Origin of the sequence: Streptomyces sp. NPDC001851 (assembly GCF_040297165.1) — a bacterium.
Lineage (GTDB): Bacteria > Actinomycetota > Actinomycetes > Streptomycetales > Streptomycetaceae > Streptomyces.
In genome coordinates, this window is record NZ_JBEOYR010000005.1 from 40,643 (window position 1) to 62,507 (window position 21,865).

The 21,865-nt window shown below is 73.0% G+C and carries 15 protein-coding genes, 1 tRNA gene and 1 pseudogene; 12 read left to right on the forward strand and 5 right to left on the reverse strand.

What is annotated here, in order from left to right; translation table 11 throughout:
* The first annotated feature begins 15 nt into the window (after positions 1-15).
* From ABT171_RS08500 to ABT171_RS08510, 3 genes are all read left to right on the forward strand, one after another.
* A complete protein-coding gene (locus ABT171_RS08500; RefSeq protein ID WP_351241207.1) occupies positions 16-903 on the forward strand; it encodes an NAD(P)-dependent oxidoreductase in 888 nt (295 codons plus the stop codon).
* A 183-nt stretch (positions 904-1,086) separates the two neighbouring features.
* Positions 1,087-2,040 (forward strand): LysR family transcriptional regulator, encoded by a 954-nt coding sequence (locus tag ABT171_RS08505; RefSeq protein ID WP_351241209.1) that lies wholly within the window; start codon positions 1,087-1,089, stop codon positions 2,038-2,040.
* A 179-nt stretch (positions 2,041-2,219) separates the two neighbouring features.
* A complete protein-coding gene (locus ABT171_RS08510; protein ID WP_351241211.1) occupies positions 2,220-4,178 on the forward strand; it encodes a collagenase in 1,959 nt (652 codons plus the stop codon).
* A 72-nt stretch (positions 4,179-4,250) separates the two neighbouring features.
* On the opposite strand, the gene ABT171_RS08515 is transcribed toward ABT171_RS08510, so the two are convergent.
* Entirely contained in the window at positions 4,251-5,696 is a 1,446-nt protein-coding gene (locus ABT171_RS08515; protein WP_351241213.1) for a glyceraldehyde-3-phosphate dehydrogenase, read from the reverse strand.
* Positions 5,697-5,880: 184 nt separating this feature from the next.
* On the opposite strand from ABT171_RS08515, the gene ABT171_RS08520 reads away from it, so the two are divergent.
* The 7 genes and pseudogenes from ABT171_RS08520 to ABT171_RS08550 form a co-directional block, all read left to right on the forward strand.
* Positions 5,881-7,092, forward strand: a complete 1,212-nt coding sequence (locus ABT171_RS08520; RefSeq protein ID WP_351241215.1) for a putative hexosyltransferase — start codon at positions 5,881-5,883, stop codon at positions 7,090-7,092.
* A gap of 612 nt (positions 7,093-7,704) precedes the next feature.
* On the forward strand, positions 7,705-8,346 hold the full coding sequence (locus tag ABT171_RS08525; protein ID WP_351241217.1) for a DUF998 domain-containing protein: 642 nt from the start codon (positions 7,705-7,707) through the stop codon (positions 8,344-8,346).
* A 39-nt stretch (positions 8,347-8,385) separates the two neighbouring features.
* Complete coding sequence (locus ABT171_RS08530; protein ID WP_351241219.1) at positions 8,386-8,706, forward strand: hypothetical protein; 321 nt, start codon at positions 8,386-8,388, stop codon at positions 8,704-8,706.
* Positions 8,707-8,827: 121 nt separating this feature from the next.
* Complete coding sequence (locus tag ABT171_RS08535) at positions 8,828-9,652, forward strand: PP2C family protein-serine/threonine phosphatase (RefSeq protein WP_351241221.1); 825 nt, start codon at positions 8,828-8,830, stop codon at positions 9,650-9,652.
* Between the two features lie 101 nt (positions 9,653-9,753).
* Positions 9,754-10,794 (forward strand): MASE1 domain-containing protein, encoded by a 1,041-nt coding sequence (locus tag ABT171_RS08540; RefSeq protein ID WP_351241223.1) that lies wholly within the window; start codon positions 9,754-9,756, stop codon positions 10,792-10,794.
* A gap of 141 nt (positions 10,795-10,935) precedes the next feature.
* On the forward strand, positions 10,936-12,471 hold the full coding sequence (selA, locus tag ABT171_RS08545) for an L-seryl-tRNA(Sec) selenium transferase (RefSeq protein ID WP_351241225.1): 1,536 nt from the start codon (positions 10,936-10,938) through the stop codon (positions 12,469-12,471).
* Positions 12,471-14,219, forward strand: a pseudogene (locus tag ABT171_RS08550) (GTP-binding protein); the annotation flags it as partial. The gene selA and the pseudogene ABT171_RS08550, both read left to right, overlap by 1 nt.
* Positions 14,220-14,302: 83 nt before the next feature.
* Here ABT171_RS08550 and ABT171_RS08555 read toward each other — a convergent pair.
* Positions 14,303-14,395: transfer RNA gene (locus tag ABT171_RS08555), tRNA-Sec, on the reverse strand.
* A gap of 37 nt (positions 14,396-14,432) precedes the next feature.
* Between ABT171_RS08555 and selD the strand changes: the two genes are divergently transcribed.
* Positions 14,433-15,452 carry a selenide, water dikinase SelD gene (gene selD / locus ABT171_RS08560; protein ID WP_351241227.1) on the forward strand — a complete coding sequence of 340 codons (1,020 nt, stop codon included), beginning with the start codon at positions 14,433-14,435 and terminating at the stop codon, positions 15,450-15,452.
* A 1-nt stretch (position 15,453) separates the two neighbouring features.
* On the opposite strand, the gene fdh is transcribed toward selD, so the two are convergent.
* Positions 15,454-18,714, reverse strand: a complete 3,261-nt coding sequence (gene fdh, locus ABT171_RS08565; RefSeq protein WP_351241229.1) for a formate dehydrogenase — start codon at positions 18,712-18,714, stop codon at positions 15,454-15,456.
* A gap of 269 nt (positions 18,715-18,983) precedes the next feature.
* Between fdh and ABT171_RS08570 the strand changes: the two genes are divergently transcribed.
* Positions 18,984-19,667, forward strand: a complete 684-nt coding sequence (locus ABT171_RS08570) for a haloacid dehalogenase type II (protein WP_351241231.1) — start codon at positions 18,984-18,986, stop codon at positions 19,665-19,667.
* Position 19,668: 1 nt separating this feature from the next.
* Here the strand turns inward: ABT171_RS08570 and nrfD are convergent, their stop codons facing one another.
* On the reverse strand, positions 19,669-20,682 hold the full coding sequence (gene nrfD, locus ABT171_RS08575) for an NrfD/PsrC family molybdoenzyme membrane anchor subunit (protein WP_351241233.1): 1,014 nt from the start codon (positions 20,680-20,682) through the stop codon (positions 19,669-19,671).
* Positions 20,679-21,695, reverse strand: a complete 1,017-nt coding sequence (locus ABT171_RS08580) for a 4Fe-4S dicluster domain-containing protein (protein WP_351241235.1) — start codon at positions 21,693-21,695, stop codon at positions 20,679-20,681. Before ABT171_RS08580 ends, nrfD begins: the two co-directional genes overlap by 4 nt.
* Between the last annotated feature and the right edge of the window lie 170 nt (positions 21,696-21,865).

The following is a 21,865-nucleotide window of genomic DNA, read 5'->3' on the forward strand; positions in this document are numbered from 1 at the left end:
TACAGGAGTTGAAACATGTCCACGTCCACGGATCTTCCTGCCGTCACCGTGCTCGGTCTCGGCCCGATGGGCCGCTCGCTGGCCGGCGCGTTCCTGGGGGCAGGGCTGCGCACCACGGTCTGGAACCGCACACCGGGCAGGGACCGGGAGCTGATCGAGCAGGGTGCGGCCGGCGCCGGATCGGCCGGGGAGGCCGTGGCCGCCGGTGACCTGACCGTGGTCTGCGTGGTGAACTACGACGCGGTCGACGCCCTCCTGCGGCCCGAGCCCGTCAGCACCGCCCTCAAGGGCCGCACCGTCGTGAACCTCACCGCCGACACCCCGGCCCGTGCCCGGGAGACGGCGGGCTGGGCCGCCGCCCACGGCATCCGCTACCTGGACGGCGCGATCATGACCCCGGCCGGCAGCATCGGAACACCCGACGCGGTCTTCCTGCACAGCGGACCGCGGGACCTGTACGAGGAGCACCGGCGCGTACTGGAGGCACTCGGTGGCAGCCACACCCACCTCGGTGAGGAGATCGGGCGCGCCGCCACCTTCGACATCGCCCTGCTCGACCTCTTCTGGACGGCGATGGCGGGCTACGCGCACGCCGTGGCGGTCGCCCGCGCGGAGGGCGTCACCGCCGGGGAGCTGGCACCCTTCGCCCAGGGCATCGGTGCGATCCTGCCGCCGCTCTTCGCCGAGTTCGCGCAGGACGCCGACGACGGAACCTACTCCGGGGCGATCAATCCCCTCACCTCGGCCGTGTCGACCATGGCCCATGTCGTGGCCGTCTCCGAGGACCACGGGATCGACGCGGGCGTGATGCGTGCCGTGGAGGGCATGGCCCGGCGCACCATAGGCCTCGGCCACGGCGCGGACGGTTTCATCCGGGTCGCGGAGGTGCTGGGCCGCCACTGACCGGACCGGCTCGCTCGGAGGCGGTGCCCCGAGCTCGGCGGACCTGCGACTTGTGCCGGACGCGGCACGGTGCGACGCTTCGGTCCGCCGGTCACGACCACGGCCGGCGGTGGCTGTGAGCAGTGGCTTTCCCGGGAGGCGGACGGACCTGCCGGGGCCGTGGACGGAACGGGGAGTGGAGCGATGGAGCTGGAGCTGCGGCATCTGCGGGTGCTGTGCGCGATCGCCGACGCGGGAAGCGTGGGCCGGGCCGCGTCGCAGCTCGGCTACTCGCAGCCCGCCGTGAGCACCCAGCTGCGGCGCATAGAGCGCCACCTCGGCGAGCCGCTCTTCGAGCGCGGCACGAGCGGAGTACGGCCGACCCGCTACGGCGCCGAGGTCGTCGCCCAGGCCCGTGACGTACTGGCCCGCGCCGACGCCATCGGCCACCGCCCGGCCGCCGCCCGAGCCCGCCGTACCCTGCGCATGGCGGCGACCAACTCGCCCATGCTGTCCGGCACGGTTTCCCGCGTCCGCACCCGGCTGCCGGAAGTGTCCCTCGCGGTCACCAGCGTCTACGCCTCCTCGCGGATCGTCGAGCTGCTGGAGGACGGCGCGGTGGACGCGGCCATCGCCGCCGACTATCCGGGCATGGAACTGCGCCACTCGGTCGCGGTGCGGCATCGCGGGATCGTCACCGAACCCACCTTCGTGGCCCTGCCCTCCCGGCACCGGCTGCGTCAGTGCGCCCAGGTCCAGCTCGCCGATCTGGCCGAGGACGCGTGGTTCGTGACCCCGGACGACGGTGCCGGCTGGCCCGGGGTGTTCTACGACGCCTGCGCGGCGGCCGGGTTCACCCCGGTCACGGTCCATGAGTTCCTCGGCGACCAGACCCAGCTGCAGAGCATGATCGCCGACGGTCTGGGGGTGTCGCTCGTGCAGCCGACGTTGCGGCCGATCCCGCACGTCGTGGTCAAGCCGCTGGTCGGCTCCCCGCTGTGGTGCCGTTATGTGCTGGCCTGGCGGCCCGACACCGTCACCGATGAGGTCGTGGAGGCGCTGTCCCAGTCCGCCACGGCCGCCTACGGCGAGCTCGTCGCCCAGGCCCCCCACCTGCGGGCCTGGGCCTCGCGGACGTGGAGCGTCACCGGCGCCTGACCTCCAGGCATCTCGTACCGGGCGGGGCCGCGGTGTGTCAAAGGTGCGCCGTGATGTTATGAGCATGCAGTGGCATGTGCTATGTCACACGGCATTGTTGGGCCGGGTGGCCCGCTGAGACAGTGCCTCACACGCCTCAACACCCCACCGAGGCGCATCCCTTCGTGGAGGAACCCCAGATGCGCTATCGCTTCGCGCTGCCCAGACGCATGCCCGGCCGCAGGCACCCCCACACGGGCGGACGCCTGGCCGGCGCCGCGGCCGTCTGCGTCACCGTGACCGGTCTGCTGGCCACGCCGGCGCTCGCGGCACCGCTGCCGCACACCGCTGCCGCCACCGCTCCCCACGGGCACACATCCGTACCGTCGCCGGCCGGCGCGACCACCGCCGTCACCGAGCACCCGGCGAGTCAGTCCCGACGGCTCAGCCCGTCCCAACTCCCGCCCCTGCAGCCCCTCACGGCCAAGCCGGCCCGCAGGGCGGCGACGGCGGCCTCCTGCACTCCGGGCGACTTCGGCAGCCGTTCCGGCTCCGCCCTCGTCGCCTTCGTCAAGGCCTCGTCCACGGACTGCGTCAACACCCTCTTCTCGGTGACCGGCAAGAACGCGCACGACATCTTCCAGCAGGCCCAGATGCTGACCGTCGCGAGTGCGTACACGCGTACGGCCGGGCAGTACCGGGGTGACGACTCCGGCGGCATCGAGCAGCTGGTCCTCTTCCTGCGCGCCGGCTACTACGTGCAGTTCAACCACTCCGCGGACGTGGGGCCGTACACCTCCCGCCTCACCTCGGCCGTCACGGCCGGCCTGGACGCCTTCTTCGCCCGCTCCCACTCCCGGGACGTCAGCGCGGCCAACGGCGACATCCTCGGCGAGACGGTCATCCTGACCGACAGCGCCGACCAGCAGGGCCGCTACCTGTATGTATACCGTCGACTGCTCAACGCCTACGACAGCTCCTACGACGCGGTCGACAGCATGATCCGGGCCGTCAACAACGTCTACACCCCGCTGTGGCGCGGCAACTGGAACCCGTCGTACGTGAAGGCGGTCGAGTCGGACCCGCGCATCATCGACACCCTGTACGACTTCGCGCTCGCCAACACCGACCAGCTCGGCACCGACCTGGCCTTCCTGGACTCCAACGCCGGAATGAACCTGGCGCGTTACGTCGAGCACCCCGAACTCCAGGAAAACGCCCGGCCGTTGGCCAAGGACGTCCTGGACCGGACCGCGATGACCGGACCCACGGCCGGGCTCTGGGTCGCCGTGGCCACCCAGGCCAGCGCCTACGACGGCGCCAACTGCTCCTACTACGACGTCTGCGACCTGTCCGGGAAGCTGACCAAGGCCGTGCTGCCCGTCAGCCACCAGTGTGACGCGAACGTCACCATCCTCGCCCAGTCGCTGACCGCCGCCGACCTCGACGCCGCCTGCGCCAGCGTGCTGAACCAGAGCGGCTACTTCCGCGGTGTGGTCAAGGCCGACGGAGCGATACCCGGCCAGTACGTGTCGGCCATCCAGCTGGTGGTGTTCGCCAGCCGCACCGACTACCAGACCTACGCCGGCCCGATCTACGGCATCGGCACCGACAACGGCGGCATGACCCTGGACGGCAACCCGTCCGACCCGGCCAACCACGTCACGTCGATCATGTACCAGAAGCCCTCCGACGACGGATTCACGGCCCGGATCTGGAACCTCAACCACGAGTACACGCACTTCCTCGACGGCCGCGACGACATGAAGGGCGCGTTCGACCAGCAGATCTCCGTACCGGACGTGTGGTGGATCGAGGGCCTCGCCGAGTACGTGTCCTACAGCTACCGGGGCATCGCCGACGACCAGGCGGTCCAGGAGGCGGCCAAGCACACGTACAAGCTGAGCACCCTCTTCGAGAGCACCTACGACAACAGCGACGTGATCCGCACCTACCCGTGGGGCTACCTCGCCGTGCGCTACATGGCGGAGAAGCACCCCGACGACCTGCACAGCATGCTCGCCCGCTTCCGCGTCGGTGACTACGCCGGCGGATACGCCGTCTACCACGACGGCATCGGCACCCGCTACGACGCCGACTTCGACCAGTGGCTCACCGCGTGTGCCGCGGGCGCCTGCGCGGTTCCGGCGAAGGCCTGACCGCACGCGCCCCAGCAGGACGGCCGCCGACCGGAACCCGGTCGGCGGCCGCGGCCTGTGCGCGGGTATCCGTCAGACGGCCGTCGCCGGGTACGTCGGGTACTCCACGCCCGACACGTGCTGGACGACGCGGACGACCTGGCAGGAGTAGCCGAACTCGTTGTCGTACCAGAGGTAGAGGATCGCGTTGTCGCCGTCGACCTTGAGGGCGCCGGCGTCCACGATCGAGGCGTGGCGCGAGCCGATGAAGTCGCTGGAGACCGCGTCGGGCGCCGTGATGAAGTCGATCTGGCGCTTCAGCGGAGAGGTCAGCGACACCTCGCGCAGGTAGTCGTGGACCTCCTCGCGGGTGGTCTCGCGGGCCAGCTGCAGGTTGAGGATCGCGATCGAGACGTCCGGCACGGGCACGCGGATCGAGCTGCCGCTGATCTTCGCCTTGAGGTCCGGGAGGGCCTTGGCGACGGCGGAGGCGGCACCGGTCTCGGTGATCACCATGTTGAGCGGCGCGGAGCGGCCACGGCGCTCGGACTTGTGGTAATTGTCGAGCAGGTTCTGGTCGTTGGTGAACGAGTGGACCGTCTCCACATGACCGCGCAGCACGCCGTACTCGTCGTCCATCGCCTTCAGCGGCGGCACGATCGCGTTGGTGGTGCAGGAGGCGCAGGAGAGGATCTGCTCGTCCGGCTTGATGGTGTCGTGGTTGACGCCGTGCACGATGTTCGGGACATCGCCCTTGCCCGGCGCGGTCAGCACGACCTTCTCGATGCCGGGGCGCAGGTGCTTGGACAGGCCCTCGCGGTCGCGCCACTTGCCGGTGTTGTCGATGAGGATGGCGTCACGGATGCCGTACTCGGTGTAGTCCACGGCTGACGGGTCGTCCGCGTAGATCACCTTGATGGCGTTGCCGTTGGCCACGATGGTGCTGCTGGCCTCGTCGACGGTGATCGTGCCCTGGAACTGGCCGTGGATGGAGTCGCGACGCAGCAGCGAGGCGCGCTTGACGATGTCCTGGGCGCCGCCGCCGCGGACCACGATGGCGCGCAGCCGCAGACCGTTGCCGGACCCGGCCTTCTCGATCAGCAGGCGGGCGACCAGCCGGCCGATGCGGCCGAAGCCGTACAGGACGACGTCGCGCGGCTCACGGCGCTCGATCTTGTTCGCACCGGTGGCGCCGGCGACGGCCTCGGCGGTGAACTCCTGCACGCTCAGGCCGCGGTCGTCGGCCTTGTAGGTGGTGGCCAGCATGCCCAGGTCGATCTGGGAGGGCCCGAGGTCGAGGGCGGTCAGGGCCTCAAGGAACGGCATGGTCTCGGTGACCGACAGCTCCGCGCCGTCGATCTGCCGGGCGAAACGGTGCGTCTTGAGGATGCTGACCACCGACTTGTTCACCAAGGAGCGGCTGTGCAGCAGGACGGTCACGTCCCGCTCGCGGTGCAGCTTCCCGATGAGCGGGATCATCGACTCCGCGATCTCCTCGCGGATCTTCCAGTTGGTGAACGAGTCGTCGTTGACAGTCACGGATCCATCTTTCGAGCTAGGCAGCGCTCATATGGTAACCACACCCCTCAGGTGCTCCTTCCGGGGGTCGTGAGGTAAGGGATTTACACCCATCCCTTGACCAATTCCTGAATCGGGGTGGAAGTGCGTAAGAAACCCGGGTCGCGATTTGCACGTCTTACCTGGCGTGCCCAAGGTCAACAGAGTGAGCACCTCTTCCGTACCCCGGCCGCCCGAGTCGGCCGCCCCTTCCGGCCCTGCCCGACGCCCCGGCCTGCCACGGATCACCCGGCGCGGGATCACCGAGGGCGCCCTGCCGGCCCTGGCCCTGTTCGCGGCCGTCCGGCTCGCCGGGGTCCTCGCGGTGGTCCTCACCAACGCGGTCAGGGGCCACCCGCTCCTCCGGACCCTGGCCCACTCCTGGGACTCCCGCTGGTACCTGCACATCGCCGCCCAGGGCTACGGCCACAAGATCTGGATCACCCCGCAGGGCGACGTCCAGAGCGACTGGGCGTTCTTCCCGCTGTACCCGGGGCTCATCAGGGCACTGACCACGATCCTGCCGTTCACCCCCGGCCAGGCCGCGCTGCTCATCGCCTGGACCGCCGCGGGCGTGGCGGCGTACGGCGTGTACGTCATCGGCCACCACCTCTACGGCCGCGGGGTCGCCACCGCGCTGGTCGCCCTCTGGGCCGCCCTGCCGCACTCCGTCGAACTGACCATCGCCTACACCGAGTCGCTGTTCGCCGCGCTCGCGATCTGGTCCCTGTACTGCGTCCTCAAGGGCCGCTGGCTGTGGGCCGGGGCACTGGCCGCGCTGGCGGGACTGTCCCGGCCGAGCGGTTTCGCGATCGCCGGGGCCGTCTCCCTCGCCGCCGGGTACGAGGCGCTGCGGCAGCGGGGCCGGGTGCCGGTGAGCCTGTGGGCCGGAGCCGTACTGGCCCCACTGGGCTGGCTCGGCTATGTGCTGTGGGTGGGAACCCGGATAGGAGACGTGTTCGGCGGCTACTTCAAGGTGCAGAGCGCCTGGGACTCCCGCTTCGACTTCGGCGCCGGATCGGCGCGCTTCCTGAAGGCCCTGCTGCTGCACGGCGGGGGCGTCGTCTACCCCGTGGCCCTGGCGATCGTCGCGATCGGTGTGGTGCTGTTCGCGCTGCTGTGCCTGGAACGTGCCCCGTTCGTCCTGGTGGTCTTCGCGGGCATCCTGATCCTGCTCGTGGTCGGCGGCTCCGGCTCCTTCTCCTCCAAGCCGCGGTTCCTGCTGCCCGCCTTCCCGCTGCTCATCCCGGTGGCCCGCGCCCTGACCCGCACCTGGCGGCTCCGGCCGGCCCACGCCGTGGTCGTCTACGGCGCCCTGACCGTCGTGTCCCTGCTGTTCGGCGCCTATGTGACGGCGGTGGCCCGCTCCCCGCTGTGAGCCCCCACCGGCTCGCCACACGGGCTTCCGCTCCCGCCCGCCCCGGCGTACGCCGCCCAGGACCGGACCTGGGCGGCTCCGACGTTCAGCGCGGACATCGCGAACGCGCCCGCGCGAGCGACGGGGCGGACGTCGCCTCGCGGAGCACCCGGGTGATCAGCGTCGCACCGGCCCAGAACGTCGAGAGGCCCCCGCAACGGGACCAGGGGGGAGGGCCGCCACGGTGTGCCCGGCGGGCGGCGCGGGCAGAGTCAGCCGTGAGCGACGCGGCCCCGCCCAGCGCCGGCACGGCCGGCACCTCGGCCGGGCTGCCCGGCGCCGAGCGGGCGATCGCGGCGAGTGCGGGCGCGGACAGCACAGCCACCGCTCGGAACGCCGAACGCCGGCCCAGCAGTCGGCCCGGCGCGGCCCCGGCGGGCACGCCCGCCACCCAGGCGAGCGTGGCCGGTCGCCGCCGCGAGCCCGACGGCCAGGAAACCGAACACACTCGGAGACACCAGCAGTGCCGGGGGGTACCCGCACCCGGCATACGGGGGCCTGCCGCAGCGTGCCGCTCGCCCAACCCATGATCGGCTTGCCGTGACACAGGCCGGGGGCAGGGGAGGCGGACGGATGCGGGACAGGATCTGGCGTGCGGCGTGGATCGCGGGGGTGGCACAGTTCTTCGTCGCCCACAGCCTCGTCGAGTCGGCATGGGAACGGCCGTACAGCTGGGCGCGGAACAACATCAGCGATCTCGGCGACGCGCGCTGCGCCTGGCAGACCGACCCCGAGCCGAGATACGTCTGCTCTCCCCGACACGCCCTGATGAACACCTCGTTCGTCACCCTCGGGCTGCTGCTCGTCGCCGGGGTCGTGCTGACGGGCCCGCTCTGGCGGCGCGGCACTGCCGCGGTCCTGTGCCGGTTGCTGCTCGCGGGGGCCGGCGTCGGGTTCGTCCTGGTCGGGCTGGCGCCGGCGGACGTGCACGAGAACCAGCATGTGCTCGGCGCCCTGCTGATCATGGGAACGGGGAACACCGGCCTGCTGCTGGCCGGCCCCGCTCTCGCCGACGGCGCGCCGCGCCTGCTGCGGTGGGGGAGCGCGCTGCTGGGCGGTGTCGCCCTCGTCGCCTTCGGGCTCTTCCTCTCCCACCACTACCTCGGTCTCGGCATGGGCGGCATGGAACGAGTCGCCGTGCTGCCGGTGCTGGGGTGGACGGCCGCCGCCGGGCTGCACGGTCTGCTCCGCGGGGGTGCCGTGCGAACGCCGTGAATCGGGGTAGACGGGGGGACGCCCGAGGAAAGGACCGTCATGACGACCTACGTGATCACCGTTCCCGGTACCTTCACCGCGGATGTCGGGACCGACACCCGCAGTCGCCTGGCCACGGCGCTCAGGCCCGCCGATCCGCACGGCACCCGGATGGGCAGCGCCGAGGACCTCGACGTGCTCAGCGTGAACGAGGACAACACCTTCACGCTGCGCCTGACCGTCGAGGCGGACACCGGTCCGCACGCCGAGGAGGAGGCCCGCCGGCTGGCCGACTCCGCCCTCCGGGGAGCGGGACTGGACGAACGGAGCGCACCGCTCGGACCCGCCGTGATCACCGGGATCGACTCCGAGGTGCGCTGACCGGGAGTCGTACCGCCCCTCACCCGCAGGGCGAGAACTTCCGATATAGGTAAAATCTAGGCGTTTGCCGAATCTGCAGGCGGCCGGTCAGGCAAGGCCACCGCCCCGCCGGAAGTGATCGATGCCCCGCAAGCGCCCCACGGACGACGGCGACGAGCTGCTGGCCAGGCTCGGCTCGCTCATCGCCCAGGCACGGGAACGCGCGGAGCTGCAGCGCACCCAGGTCGAGCTGGCCATCGCCCTGCAGCGCGGCATGCTCCCCCGGGACCTGCCCACCGCACCCGGCCTGCGTCTCGCCGTCCGCTACGCACCGGCCAACCTCGGTCTCAACGTGGGCGGCGACTGGTACGACGCGTTCACCCTGCCCGACGGCCGGATCGGGCTGTCCATCGGCGACGTCCAGGGGCACAACATCGAGGCCGCCGCTTTCATGGGCCAGGTGCGGGCCGGACTGCGCGCCCTCGCCTCCGTCACCGGGGAGCCGGGCGAACTCCTCGCCCGCACCAACGACCTGCTCGTCTCACTGGGCAGCGAACTCTTCGCCACCTGCACCTTCATGCGCCTCGACCCGGCCACCGGAGTGCTGGAGAGCGCACGGGCCGGCCACATCCCGTTCGTGTGGGCGACGGCGGACGGCAAGTCCGGCGTCGTCGACGAGGAGGGAGGGCCGCCGCTCGGCATCGACAAGGGCATGGAGTTCCCGGTCAGCCGCCACCGGCTCACCACGGGCGGCGTGTTCGTCCTCCTCACCGACGGCGTGGTGGAGGGCCCCTCGCTGACCATCGAGGACGGCCTCGACCAAGTGGTGCGCCTCGCCGGTATCGCCGCCGTCGCCGGCCTGGAGGCCCACGCGCTGGCCGCCGCCGTGATCAAGGGCGCCGAGAGCGTCGGGCACGAGGACGACGCGGCCGTCCTCGTCGTGGGCCTGGACGGAGTCCGCACCTGACCGGTCCGGCCCTGTCAGCACCGGCCCACCGGCCGGGGATTCAGCCATAGGGCCGGACGGCACCGGCTCTCGCCTCGCCGACCCGGGGCCGCCGGTGTGGGATGGCTGCTGTGGTGGGTTTCGAGGTTCTGCGCCGGCCGGGCGGCTACGCCGTCCAGGTACTGGCCGTCGCGGCCTGCTACTACGCCGCCGCCCGGCTCGGACTCCTGCGCGAACTCACCGTCGAAGGCGCCGTCGTCACCCCCATCTGGCCGCCGACGGGCGTCGCCGTCGCCGCGCTGCTGATCCTCGGCCTGCGCTGCTGGCCCGGCATCACGATCGGCGCCTTCTTCGCCGTGATGTACATCACCAGCTTCCGGCCTGATGTGCTGATCACCCTGGCCGGCCAGACCGGCGCACCGGTGTGCGCGGCGCTCCTGCTGCGCCGCGCCCGCTTCCACACCGGCCTGAGCCGGTTGCGGGACGGCCTCGCCCTGGTGTTCCTGGGGGCACTGACCGCCACCCTGATCAGCGCCACCGTCGGCGTCGGTCTCCTCGTCGTCACGGACAAGCTGGACCCGGCCGACTTCTGGCTCGTGTGGCTCGCCTGGTGGGTGGGCGACGCCATGGGCGTCCTGATCGTCACCCCGCTCCTGCTGTTGCTGCACCGCGCGCGCTGGCCACCGCCCCTGGCCCGCTGGAAGGAGGTGACCGCGCTGACCGCCGTCGCCTGCTGCCTGGTGCCGTTGGCGGTCTACAGCACGGTCAGCCTGCTCTACCTCGTCTACCCGCTCCTCATCTGGACCGCCCTGCGCTTCCAGTTGGTGGGCAGCGTGCTGTCCGCGCTGCTGACGTCCGTACTGGCCACCGTCGCCGCGACGGACGGCGTCGGCGCCTTCACCGGGCTGAGCCGGATCGAGGTCATGGCGAAGCTCCAGGCGTTCAACGGCTCCATGGCCCTGACCGCGCTCCTGCTGTCCGCGCTGATCACCGAGCAGCGCAACACCCGGCGCTCGGTGGAGCGGGCGTGCCAGGAACTGGTCGAGGTACTGGAACACCTCACCGCCGGCGAGGCCCCGCCACCCCGGCCACAGCCGGACGCCCACGATGCCCAGAACACCCGGAACACGGGCGACTGGGCTTGGCCGACGGGGCCCCCATGACACGCAACGGAGTTGGCGCTGCCCGGCTCAGTGGCGGGTGCCAACCCCTCTCCCGGCGTGTCGAACGGCCGGTCCGGGGCACTGGGAGACGATGGGCGCAGCCCGGACGGGCCCGGGCCGGACCGGAGGGACAGCGGCGGCATGGAGCAGCGGACGGCGAGCGCGGCCGAGCAGCGGGCCGGGGCGGGCCGGCCCGGCCCGGCCGCCCCACAGCGGCACGCGGACGCGACCGTGGGGCCGCGGGATCACACCGCGTGGACGTCGGCGGATTGCGTACAGTCGACTGCCGCCCGGCCTCCGGAGGACCCCGTCCGCCCTGCGGAGTACTCCGCACGGCCACCCGAGAACCCGGCTCCGCCACCGGCCGACACCGACGCGCGTCGTAGCATCCCCCGCACCGACCACCTGCTGCGCGACCCCCGGCTGGCCGCGGCCGTGGACCGGCTCGGTGTCGGCGCGGTCAAGGCCGCCGTGCGCGAGGCGCAGGAGCGGGCCCGTGGGGGAGGGGTCCCGCCCGAGGAGGTGCTGCGGACCGCCCTCGCCCTGCTGCCCGGAACCGCGAGCGGGCTGCGCCCGGTGCTGAACGCCACCGGGGTGCTGCTGCACACCAACCTCGGCCGGGCCTCGCTGTCGGCCGCCGCCCGGCAGGCCGTGCAGGAGGCCGCCGGGCCCACGGACGTGGAGCTGGACCTGGCGACCGGCGTACGCGCCCGCCGTGGCCGCTCCGCCCTGGCCGCCCTGCGTGAGCGGGTACCGGCGGCCGGGGCGGTGCATGTCGTCAACAACGGCGCCGCCGCGCTGGTGCTCGCCGCCACCGCTCTCGCGGCCGGCAGGGAGATCGTCGTGAGCCGGGGCGAGATGGTGGAGATCGGGGACGGGTTCCGCCTGCCCGACCTGCTCGTCTCGACCGGCGCCCGGCTGCGCGAGGTCGGTACGACCAACCGCACGACCGCCGCCGACTACGCCACCGTGATCGGCCCGGACACCGGGTTCGTGCTCAAGGTGCATCCGTCCAACTTCCGTATCACCGGCTTCACCCGGTCCGCCGAGACCGCTGAACTCACCGGCCTCGGCGTCCCGGTCGTCGTCGACATCGGCTCCGGGCTGCTCGCCCCGCACCCGGCGCTGCCCGAGGAACCCGACGCCGATACGCAGCTGCGCGCGGGTGCCGCGCTCGTCACCGCGAGCGGCGACAAACTGCTCGGCGGACCTCAGTGCGGACTCCTGCTCGGCGACCAGGACCTGGTCCGCGCCCTCGCCCGGCACCCGCTGGCCCGCGCGCTGCGCGTCGACAAACTGACCCTGGCCGCGCTGGAGGCCACCCTCACCGGCCCGCCCACCCCTACCGCCGTCGCCCTGACCGCCGACCCGGCCCGCCTGCGCGCCCGCGCCGACCGGCTGGCCGAGAGTCTCAACGCCGACGGCATCGACGTACGGGCCGTCGAGTCCGCCGCTGCCGTCGGCGGCGGCGGAGCCCCCGGAGTCACCCTGCCCAGCGCCGCCCTCTCCCTGCCCGCGTCCTACGCCGCCGCGCTGCGCACCGGCGGCGTCCCGGTCGTCGGGCGCCTGGAGGCGGGCCGTTGCCTGCTGGATCTGCGGGCGGTGCCCGAACAGGACGACGACCGGCTGGCCGATGCCGTGCGCTCGGCCCGGCCCGCCGGGGGAGGGCGGGCATGATGCGGGTGCTCGCCACCGCCGGCCATGTCGACCACGGCAAGTCCGCCCTGGTACGGGCCCTCACCGGCATGGAGCCCGACCGCTACGAGGAGGAGCGCCGCCGGGGACTCACCCTCGACCTGGGTTTCGTATGGACCCGGCTCGGCCCGGACGGGGACCACCTCGCCTTCGTCGACGTCCCCGGCCACGAACGCTTCGTGCCCACCATGCTGGCCGGCGTCGGACCGGTGCCCGCCGTGCTGTTCGTGGTCGCCGCCGACCAGGGCTGGCAGCCCCAGTCCGAGGAACACCTGGCCGTCCTCGACGCGCTCGGCGTCCGGCACGCCGTGCTCGCGGTGACCCGCAGCGACCTCGCCGACCCCGGACCCGTGCGCGCCGACGCCGTCGAACGGCTGGCCCGGACCTCCCTCGGCAAGGTGCCCGCGGTCGCGGTGAGCGCGGTCACCGGCGCCGGACTCGACGAGCTGCGCGACGAACTCGCCCGGCTGGCAGGCGAGTTGGCCGATCCGGACCCCGACGCCGACGTACGGCTCTGGCTCGACCGGGCCTTCACCGTGCGCGGGCACGGCACCGTCGTGACCGGCACGCTCGGCGCGGGCACCCTGCGCGTCGGCGACCGGCTGGTCACGGGGGACGGCACGGCCGTGCTCCGGGTGCGCGCGCTGCAGACCCTGCAGGAGGAGCGGAGGGAGGTCAGCGCGGTGGCCCGCGTGGCGGTCAACGTGCACGGACCGGGCGACGACGGCCTGCGCCGGGGCCATGTGCTGCTGACCCCGGACCGCTGGCTGAGCAGTGCGCTGATCGACGTCCGGGTCACCGGCGAGCCGGTCGCCGGCCTGCCCCGCGCCGTCACCCTGCACATCGGCACCGCCGCCGTACCGGTGGCCGTACGCCCCCTCGGCGAGGACACCGCCCGGCTCACCCTCGCCCGCGGCCTGCCCCTGCGGGTCGGTGACCGCGCGGTACTGCGCGAACCCGGCGGCAGCCGCATGCCCTGCGGTGTCACGGTCCTCGACGTACGACCGCCCCGGCTGACCCGGCGCGGTGCCGGCCGCGCCCGCGCGGCGGAACTCGCGGGCATGACCGGCCGCCCCGACGGCACCGCCGAACTGCGCCGCCGCAAGCTGATCCGGCGCGCCGACCTGAGGGCGATGGGCGTCCCGCCGCCCGCGGCCGGGGCCCAGGGCGGCCCGCGGACGGGGGCAGGGCGCCTTTCCGCCCCGGCCCCCGCCGTCGCCGGGGACTGGCTGGTCGACGCGACGTACTGGAACGCCCTGAAGGACCGGCTGGCCGCCGAGGCCGGCCGGCACGCCCGCGCGCACCCGCTGGAGCCCGGCCTGCCCGCCGAGGCGGCCCGCCGGCTGCTCGGCCTGCCCGACCGCACCCTGGTCGACGCGCTGGTCGACGCGACACCCCGACTCCGGTCCCGTCAGGGCCGGTTGTACGCCTCGGACCGTGTCCGCCCGGACCTTCCCCCGTCCGTCCGGGCCGCCGTTGACGCGGTGCGCGAGGATCTCGCCCGTATGCCGTTCCGGGCGCCGGAGGCCGGCCGGCTGGCCGAACTCGGCCTGGACCGCAGGGCGTTGGCCGCCGCCGTCGCGGCCGGTGCCCTGCTGCGGATCGCCGACGGGATCGTGCTGCTGCCCGGCGCCGACGCCGAGGCCGCCGCCGTGCTGCGCACCCTGCCCCAGCCGTTCACGCTCAGCGAGGCCCGGCGTGCGCTGGACACCACCCGCCGGGTGGCCGTACCGCTGCTGGAGTTCCTCGACGCGCGCGGCCACACCGAACGCGTCGACGACCAGCACCGGCGCTGCCGCACGGACCCGGAGAACGGAGGCGGACGGGAATCGAACCCGCCGGCCCGAGATCCTCGGGCCCCTCGGTTTTGAAGACCGGGAGGGCCACCAGGCACCCACACGCCTCCACCGCTCGTCAGGCTACTGCCCCGGGAGACCGCCGGTATGACATCGACATCCCCACCGACCGGCCGGGCGCCCGTCCGGCTCACGCAGTACGCCCACGGCGGCGGCTGCGCCTGCAAGATCCCGCCCGGAGAGCTGGAGGAGGTGGTCGCCGGGCTGGCCGCGCACCCGCTCGCCGGGGGCGACACCCCGCTGCTCGTCGGGCTCGCCACCGGGGACGACGCCGCCGTGGTCACCCACCGGGGAACGGCGCTGGTCTGTACGGCGGACTTCTTCACCCCCGTCGTGGACGACCCCTACGACTGGGGACGCATCGCCGCCGCCAACGCGCTGTCCGACGTGTACGCGATGGGCGGCCGTCCGGTGCTCGCCGTGAACCTGCTGTCCTGGCCGCGCGACCGGCTCCCCTTCGACCTGGCCCGCGAGGTGCTGCGCGGCGGTCTGGACCTCGCCACCGAGGCCGGCTGCCATGTCGGCGGCGGACACAGCGTCGACGACCCGGAACCGAAGTACGGCATGGCCGTCACCGGCCTCGCCGATCCGGACCGGCTGCTGCGCAACGACGCCGGGCGGCCCGGGACGCCGCTGTCGCTGACCAAGCCGCTCGGCGTGGGCGTGCTGAACAACCGGCACAAGGTCACCGGCGAGCGGTTCGAACAGGCCGTCGCCACGATGACGGCGCTCAACCGGGACGCCGCCGAGGCCGCCCTCGCGGCCGGGGCCACCTGCGCCACCGACGTCACCGGGTTCGGTCTCCTCGGGCATCTGTACAAGCTGGCCCGCGCCTCCGGCGTGACCGCCGTGGTCGACACGGCCGCCGTGCCCTACCTGGACGGGGCGCGGGAGGCCGTCCGGGACGGCTATGTCAGCGGCGGCACCCGGCGCAACCTCGCATGGGTCGCCCCGCACACCGACTTCGGGACCACCGACGCCGACACCCGGCTGCTGCTGGCGGACGCCCAGACCTCCGGCGGGCTGCTCGTCGCCGGCGAGGTGCCCGGCGCGCCGGTGGTGGGGGAGCTGGTGCCCCGCGGTCCGCACTCCCTGGTGCTCAAGTGACTCAGGGCTCCGTGCCCGTGTGCTCGTCGATGCCCGCGCGGACCCGGTAGGCCCGCACCAGCGCCACGGACGCCGGGCCCCGTGGCCGGCGGCCCGGGCGGATGTCCACGGCGAACGCCTTCGACTCCTGGATGTGCGTGTTCGGGTCCAGCGACAGGTGCAGCAGCTCGTTGGCCGCGTCCCCGGTGCTGTAGCCGTTGGGGCCCCAGTGGTAGGGCAGGCCCACCTGGTGCAGCCGGCGCCCCTGTACGGTCAGCGGCGCCATCCGGTCCGTCACCAGCACCCGCGCCTCGATCACCCCGCGTGCGCTGACGATCGTCGCCCACCCGGTGTGTTCCAGACCCCGCTCGGCGGCCAGCTCGGGGGAGACCTCGCAGAAGAACTCCGGCTGGAGTTCGGCCAGATACGGCTGCCAGCGGGACATGCCGCCCGCCGTGTGGTGCTCGGTCAGCCGGTAGGTGGTGGCCACGTACGGGAACACCTGTGAGCCGGGTTCGTCACCGCTCGGCTGGTAGCGGTTGTCGCGGACCGCCGGCATCAACTGCCGTACCGGGTTGCGCTGTTGGTCGTAGAGCAGGTTCGGGAACGGCGAGTCCTGCGGTTCGTAGTGGGTGGGCAGCGGGCCGTCGGTGAGCCCGGACGGCACATACAGCCAGGCCTTGCCGTCGGCCTGCATGATGAACGGGTCCGTGCCGGACAACGCCTCCGGGCCGGTCGCGTCCTCGGGCGGCTCGTGATCGGGCGGCTTGTCCTTCTTGAAGTCGGGCACGTCGTGCCCGGACCACTGGCCCTTCTCCGGGTCCCACCACACCAGGGCCTTCCGCTCGCTCCACGGCTTTCCCTCGGGGTCGGCGGAGGCGCGGTTGTACAGGATGCGGCGGTTGGCGGGCCAGGCCCACGCCCACTCGGCGGCCACCCAGTCCTGCTCCCGGCCGGGCTTGCGGCGGGCCGCCTGGTTGACGCCGTCGGCGTAGACACCGCAGTAGATCCAGCAGCCGCAGGTGGTGGAGCCGTCGGGCTTCAGCTGCTCGTACGACGAGAGCGGGTTGCCCTCGGCGTCATGGCCGTTGATCTCGGCGAGCACGGCCTCCGCGTCCGGCTCGGCGTGCCGGCCCTTCACCGGATAGTTCCAGGCCAGGTCGAGCACGGGCCGGTCCATCTCGTCGGTGGACCCGGCGAGCTTCTCCCGGATGAGCCGCCCCAGGTGGTACGTGAACCACAGGTCGCTGCGCGCCTCGCCGGGCGGCTCGACGGCCTGGTGGTGCCACTGCAGCAGCCGCTGGGTGTTGGTGAAGCTGCCGTCCTTCTCGGTGTGCGCGGCGGCCGGCAGGAAGAACACCTCGGCGCGGATGTCCTCCGTGCGCAGCTCCCCGGTCTCGGTCTCCGGGCCGTCCTTCCACCAGGTCGCCGACTCGATCAGCGAGAAGTCGCGGACCACCAGCCAGTCCAGGTGGGCCATGCCGAGCCGCATCAGCTTGGAGTTGGCGTTGCCCACCGCGGGGTTCTCACCGAACAGGAAGTAGCCCTTGCAGGTGCCCTCCCGCTGGGCCATGGCCGTCTCGTACGCCGAGTGGGAGCCGGTGAGCCGGGGCAGGTAGTCGAAGCAGAAGTCGTTGTCGGCGGTGGCCGCCTCGCCCCAGTACGCCTTGAGCAGGCTCACCAGGTACGCGCGCATGTTGCCCCAGTAACCCTTGTGGGCCGCCTCGGCCCGCACGAACGCGTCCAGGTCCTCGTTCTTGTGCGCGTGCGGCATCGGGATGTAGCCCGGCAGCAGGTTGAACAGGGTCGGGATGTCGGTGGAGCCCTGGATGGAGGCGTGTCCGCGCAGTGCGAGGATGCCGCCGCCGGGCCGGCCGATGTTGCCGAGCAGGGTCTGCAGGACGCACGCGGCGCGGATGTACTGCACCCCGACCGTGTGCTGCGTCCAGCCCACCGCATAGGCGAATGCCGTGGTGCGGTCCCGGCCGGAGTTCTCCGTGACCAGCTCGCACACCTGCCGGAACAGGTCCTGCGGCACCCCGCAGACCTGCTCGACCATCTCCGGCGTGTAGCGGGCGTAGTGCCGCTTGAGCACCTGGAAGACACAGCGCGGATGGGTGAGCGTCTCGTCCCGCTGCGGCTCGCCCTCGCCGATCACCGCGCCGCCGGAGCCGTGTGCCTCGCCGGGTGCCGCCTCGGTGACCGAACTGCCGCCGCCGGTCCGCTTGTCGTACTCCTGGTCGCGCTGCCCGGAGGCCGCCTGGATCTCGGTGCCCTCGTACTGCCAGCTGCTGTTGTCGTAGGAGCGGCTGGCGGCGTCGAGACCGGAGAAGACACCCGCCAGGTCCTCGGTGTCGCGGAAGTCCTCCCGCAGGATCACCGGGGCGTTGCTGTACGCCACGACGTAGTCGCGGAAGTACTTCTCGTGCTCCAGGACGTAGTGGATGATCCCGCCGAGGAAGGCGATGTCGCTGCCCGCCCGCAGCGGGACGTGCAGGTCGGCGAGGGCGCTGGTGCGAGTGAAGCGCGGGTCGACGTGGACCAGCTTCGCGCCCCGCGCCTTGGCCTCCATCACCCACTGGAACCCGACCGGATGGCACTCGGCCATGTTCGAGCCCTCGATGACGATGCAGTCCGCGTTCTGCAGGTCCTGCTGGAAGGTGGTCGCGCCGCCGCGTCCGAACGAGGTTCCCAGACTGGGAACGGTGGAGGAGTGTCAAACACGCGCCTGGTTCTCGATCTGGATCGCTCCGAGCGCGGTGAACAGCTTCTTGATCAGGTAGTTCTCTTCGTTGTCGAGCGTGGCCCCGCCGAGGCTCGCGATGCCGAGCGTGCGCCGGGTGCGGGTCTCGTCGACCTCCCACTGCCAGCCTGCCCGGCGCGCCTCGATCACCCGGTCGGCGATCATGTCCATGGCCGTGTCGAGGTCCAGGCGCTCCCACCCGGTTCCGTGCGGGCGCCGGTAGAGGACGTGGTGCTCGCGTGCGTCGCCGGTGGTCAGCTGCAGGCTCGCCGCGCCCTTGGGGCACAGCCGGCCGCGCGAGATGGGGGAGTCCGGGTCGCCCTCGATCTGGGTGACCTGCTCGTCCTGGACGTAGACGTTCTGGCCGCAGCCCACCGCGCAGTACGGGCAGACGGACTTCACCACCCGGTCGGCGGTGGCCACCCGGGGCTGCAGGCGCTCACTGCGCCCGCTCTTCGCGGCAGCGCCCCGGCCCAGCGGGTCGGTGCCCGTCAGCTGGCGGTAGACCGGCCAGGAGTCGATCCAGGTGCGTACACCCACGGCCACTCCTTCCGCTCACTGACCTGATTTTCCCGCATGCGCGCGGCGACGGCATCTCTCGCCCTGGTGGGCCGCGGAGTACCCCCGTCGGGCGGGGCCAAACAGAAGCGCCGGGGAGCCCCGCCGCTGGTGTGTCGGCGCACGGCCCGCCACCTGGTGCCGGTAATGTCCAGTTGGCACCGCCGTCGCGAGGCCGTCGGGCAGTCCCGGTATCCGGGAGGAACGCGAGGCCCAGGCGCTCGCCCTTCCCGCGCCCGGAGGTGACCCCCTTGCCCGCTGTCCGCCGCCCCTACGTCCTGCTGTTCGACGTGAACGAGACGCTCACCGACATGGCCCCGCTCGCCGCCCGCCTGGAGCACGTCGGTCTGCCCGGCCACCTCCTCACCGCCTGGTTCGCCGGCGTGCTGCGCGACGGCGTGGCCCTCACCCTGGCCGGCGGCCACGCCTCCTTCGCGGCCGTCGCCGGGGAAGGTCTGCGGGCGCTGGCGGCCGCCGAAGAGGGCGCCAGCGACCCGGAACAGGCCGCGGCGTACGTCCTCGCCGGACTGCCCGAACTGCCCCTGCACCCGGACGTGCCCCGAGGCGTACGCGCGCTGCACGCGGCCGGATACCGACTGGCCACCCTCACGAACGGCTCGGCCGACACCACCCGTGCCGTGCTGGACCGGGCCGGACTGACCGACTGCTTCACCACCCACCTGGACGTGGCGGGCCCCGGCCGCTGGAAGCCCGCACGGGAGGCCTACGCATACGCCCTGGACGCCGTGGGCGTGGCCGCCGACGAGGCCCTGCTGGTCTCGGTGCACCCCTGGGACATCGACGGCGCCGGCCGCGCCGGCCTGACCACCGCCTGGCTGCGCCGCACATCGCACCCCTACCCCTCGGTGGCCCGCCCCGCCGACCTGACCGCCACCTCCCTGCCGGACCTGGCGGCCCGGCTCGGCGCCGAGTAGCTCAACGGCCGCGCGCGGCGAGCCGCTCCCGCTGCGGTACGACCGTGTACTTGGGGTCCTCGGCGGAGGCCACCCCGGCGTGGAACACGCCGAAGCGCAGCGCGGCCGAGCCGGTGAGCAGGGCGGCCCCAGCCGCCAGGGCGAGGCGCCGGTCCCGTCCGCCGAACAGGGCGAGGACCGCGCCGCCCGCCGTCAGCAGTTCCGCCGTGCGCAGCAACAGACGCGGCCTGCCCTGCTCGAAGGGCTCGGCCGTCAGGCCCATGCGCCGCTTCATCGTCCGGAAGGCACCCAGTTCCACAGCGGCGCCGAGGGCGGCCATCCGGCGGGCGGGCTCCGCCTGGGCCGTCGGAGCCGCCGCCAGGGCCAGACCGGACGCGGCCGTGGCGGCGGAGCCGGCGAAGACGAACGGCAGTTCGCGGTAGCCCTCGTGCCAGGAAGGCACCGCCGTGTCCGAGAGCAGCACCGCGGTGTACGTCGCCACCGCCGGGCCGAGGACGGCGCCGACCGCTGTCGCCGCCGCGCCCAGCAGCCGGTAGCGGCCCGTCACCTCGGTGGCCGCCGCGGTCAGCGTCAGCGGCGCGTACCCCGCCAGCAGCCACGAGCCCACGCTCATCGGGGAGGTCGGCTTGAGGACCCGCAGCATGTTCAGGAAGCGCGCCGGGCGGCCCAGGTCGTGCACCAGCGCGGCCAGCGACAGCGAGATCGCCCCGGCCGCCCCGAGCTTCGCCGGTGCCGCGAGCCCCGGCCGGCCGGTCACCTGGCCCCCGGCCGCGAGCAGCGAGGACGCCCCGGCCAGGCCGCCCAGGTAGAGATAGCCCGCGATGTCCAGGGGCTTCCACGTCGGCTTGTTCAGCACCGGCTTGCCGTAGTACGACGAGAACGTGGCGTCCGGCACCATCGGCTGCTCGCCCCGCCCGCGCCGACGCAGGCGGCGACCCGCCTGGGCGCCCGTCGGGGCCTTGCGGCCGGGCCGCGCGCCCTGGACGCCGTTCCGCGACACGTCCGGCTCGCTCATCGCGGCCTCCGAACGAAACTGCCGAGGGCGAGGGCGGCCAGGGAGGCGGCGGCCAGGGCCGCGTGCCGCCACATGTCGGGCAGGTCCCGGGTGGTGACCACCGGGTCCGGGGGCAGGCCGTAGACCTCCGGGTCGTCCAGCAGCAGAAAGAACGCACCGTCGCCGCCGACCCCGTCCTCGGGGTTCTCGCCGTACAGCCGGGCGTCGGTCACACCGGCCGCGCGCAGCTGCGCCACCCGGTCCCGGGCCCGCTCGCGCAGTTCCTCCAGCGGGCCGAACTGGATGGAGTCCGTGGGGCAGGACTTGGCGCAGGCGGGCTCCATGCCGACGCCGAGCCGGTCGTAGCACAGCGTGCACTTCCACACCCGGCCGTCGTCCTTGCGCTGGTCGATGACGCCGTACGGGCAGGCGGGGACGCAGTAGCCGCAGCCGTTGCAGATGTCCTCCTGGACGACGACCGTGCCGAACTCGGTGCGGAACAGCGCCCCGGTCGGGCACACGTCCAGGCAGGCGGCGTGCGTGCAGTGCTTGCACACGTCCGAGGCCATCAGCCAGCGCAGCTCGGTGCGGCCGTCGGGCGAGAGGGGCGAGATCTGCCCGGCGGGCGCGCCCTCGGGGGGCGGGCCGGGCGGGGGAGCGGTGGCGCCGGGGCCGGGGGAGGCGGCGTCGGTGCCGAGGCGCGCTGCGGCGGCGAACACGTCGACGTCCTCGTGCGCCACCCCGGGCTCCTGCCCGCCGAACGGTTTGCGCTGCTCGATGAAGGCCACGTGCCGCCAGGTGCCGGCGCCCAGGCTCTGGGTGTTGTCGTAGGACATACCGGTCAGTTCGAGGCCGTCCTCAGGGATGGCGTTCCACTCCTTGCAGGCCACCTCGCACGCCTTGCAGCCGATGCACACCGAGGTGTCCGTGAAGAAGCCCATCCGCGGCGGGGCGTCCGGATAGCCGGAGGCGCCGGCCACGTCCGCCTGTGGGCCGTACAGCAGGTTTCCGCGGACCTCGTCGCCCTCGCTCATCCCCGCACCTCCTCACTCATCCCTCCTCGGGTACCTCGCCCGACGCCGCTCGCACGCAGGCCGAAGCCGGTGTGCAGCACCGGCGCCTACGCCTCGGAGGTCATCGGGCCGCGCAGCGGCAGATACGAGCCGGTGTACGGCCGTTGCGCCATGTCCGGGTGGAAGAAGAA

Excerpts from the sequence above, each read along its gene's own strand:
- ABT171_RS08500 (WP_351241207.1), top strand. The coding sequence starts at position 16 with ATGTCCACGTCCACGGATCTTCCTGCCGTCACCGTGCTCGGTCTCGGC.
- ABT171_RS08505 (WP_351241209.1), top strand. The coding sequence starts at position 1,087 with ATGGAGCTGGAGCTGCGGCATCTGCGGGTGCTGTGCGCGATCGCCGAC.
- ABT171_RS08510 (WP_351241211.1), top strand. The coding sequence starts at position 2,220 with ATGCGCTATCGCTTCGCGCTGCCCAGACGCATGCCCGGCCGCAGGCAC.
- ABT171_RS08525 (WP_351241217.1), top strand. The coding sequence starts at position 7,705 with ATGCGGGACAGGATCTGGCGTGCGGCGTGGATCGCGGGGGTGGCACAG.
- ABT171_RS08530 (WP_351241219.1), top strand. The coding sequence starts at position 8,386 with ATGACGACCTACGTGATCACCGTTCCCGGTACCTTCACCGCGGATGTC.
- ABT171_RS08535 (WP_351241221.1), top strand. The coding sequence starts at position 8,828 with ATGCCCCGCAAGCGCCCCACGGACGACGGCGACGAGCTGCTGGCCAGG.
- ABT171_RS08540 (WP_351241223.1), top strand. The coding sequence starts at position 9,754 with ATGGCTGCTGTGGTGGGTTTCGAGGTTCTGCGCCGGCCGGGCGGCTAC.
- selA (WP_351241225.1), top strand. The coding sequence starts at position 10,936 with ATGGAGCAGCGGACGGCGAGCGCGGCCGAGCAGCGGGCCGGGGCGGGC.
- selD (WP_351241227.1), top strand. The coding sequence starts at position 14,433 with ATGACATCGACATCCCCACCGACCGGCCGGGCGCCCGTCCGGCTCACG.
- nrfD (WP_351241233.1), bottom strand. The coding sequence starts at position 20,682 with ATGAGCGAGCCGGACGTGTCGCGGAACGGCGTCCAGGGCGCGCGGCCC.
- ABT171_RS08580 (WP_351241235.1), bottom strand. The coding sequence starts at position 21,695 with ATGAGCGAGGGCGACGAGGTCCGCGGAAACCTGCTGTACGGCCCACAG.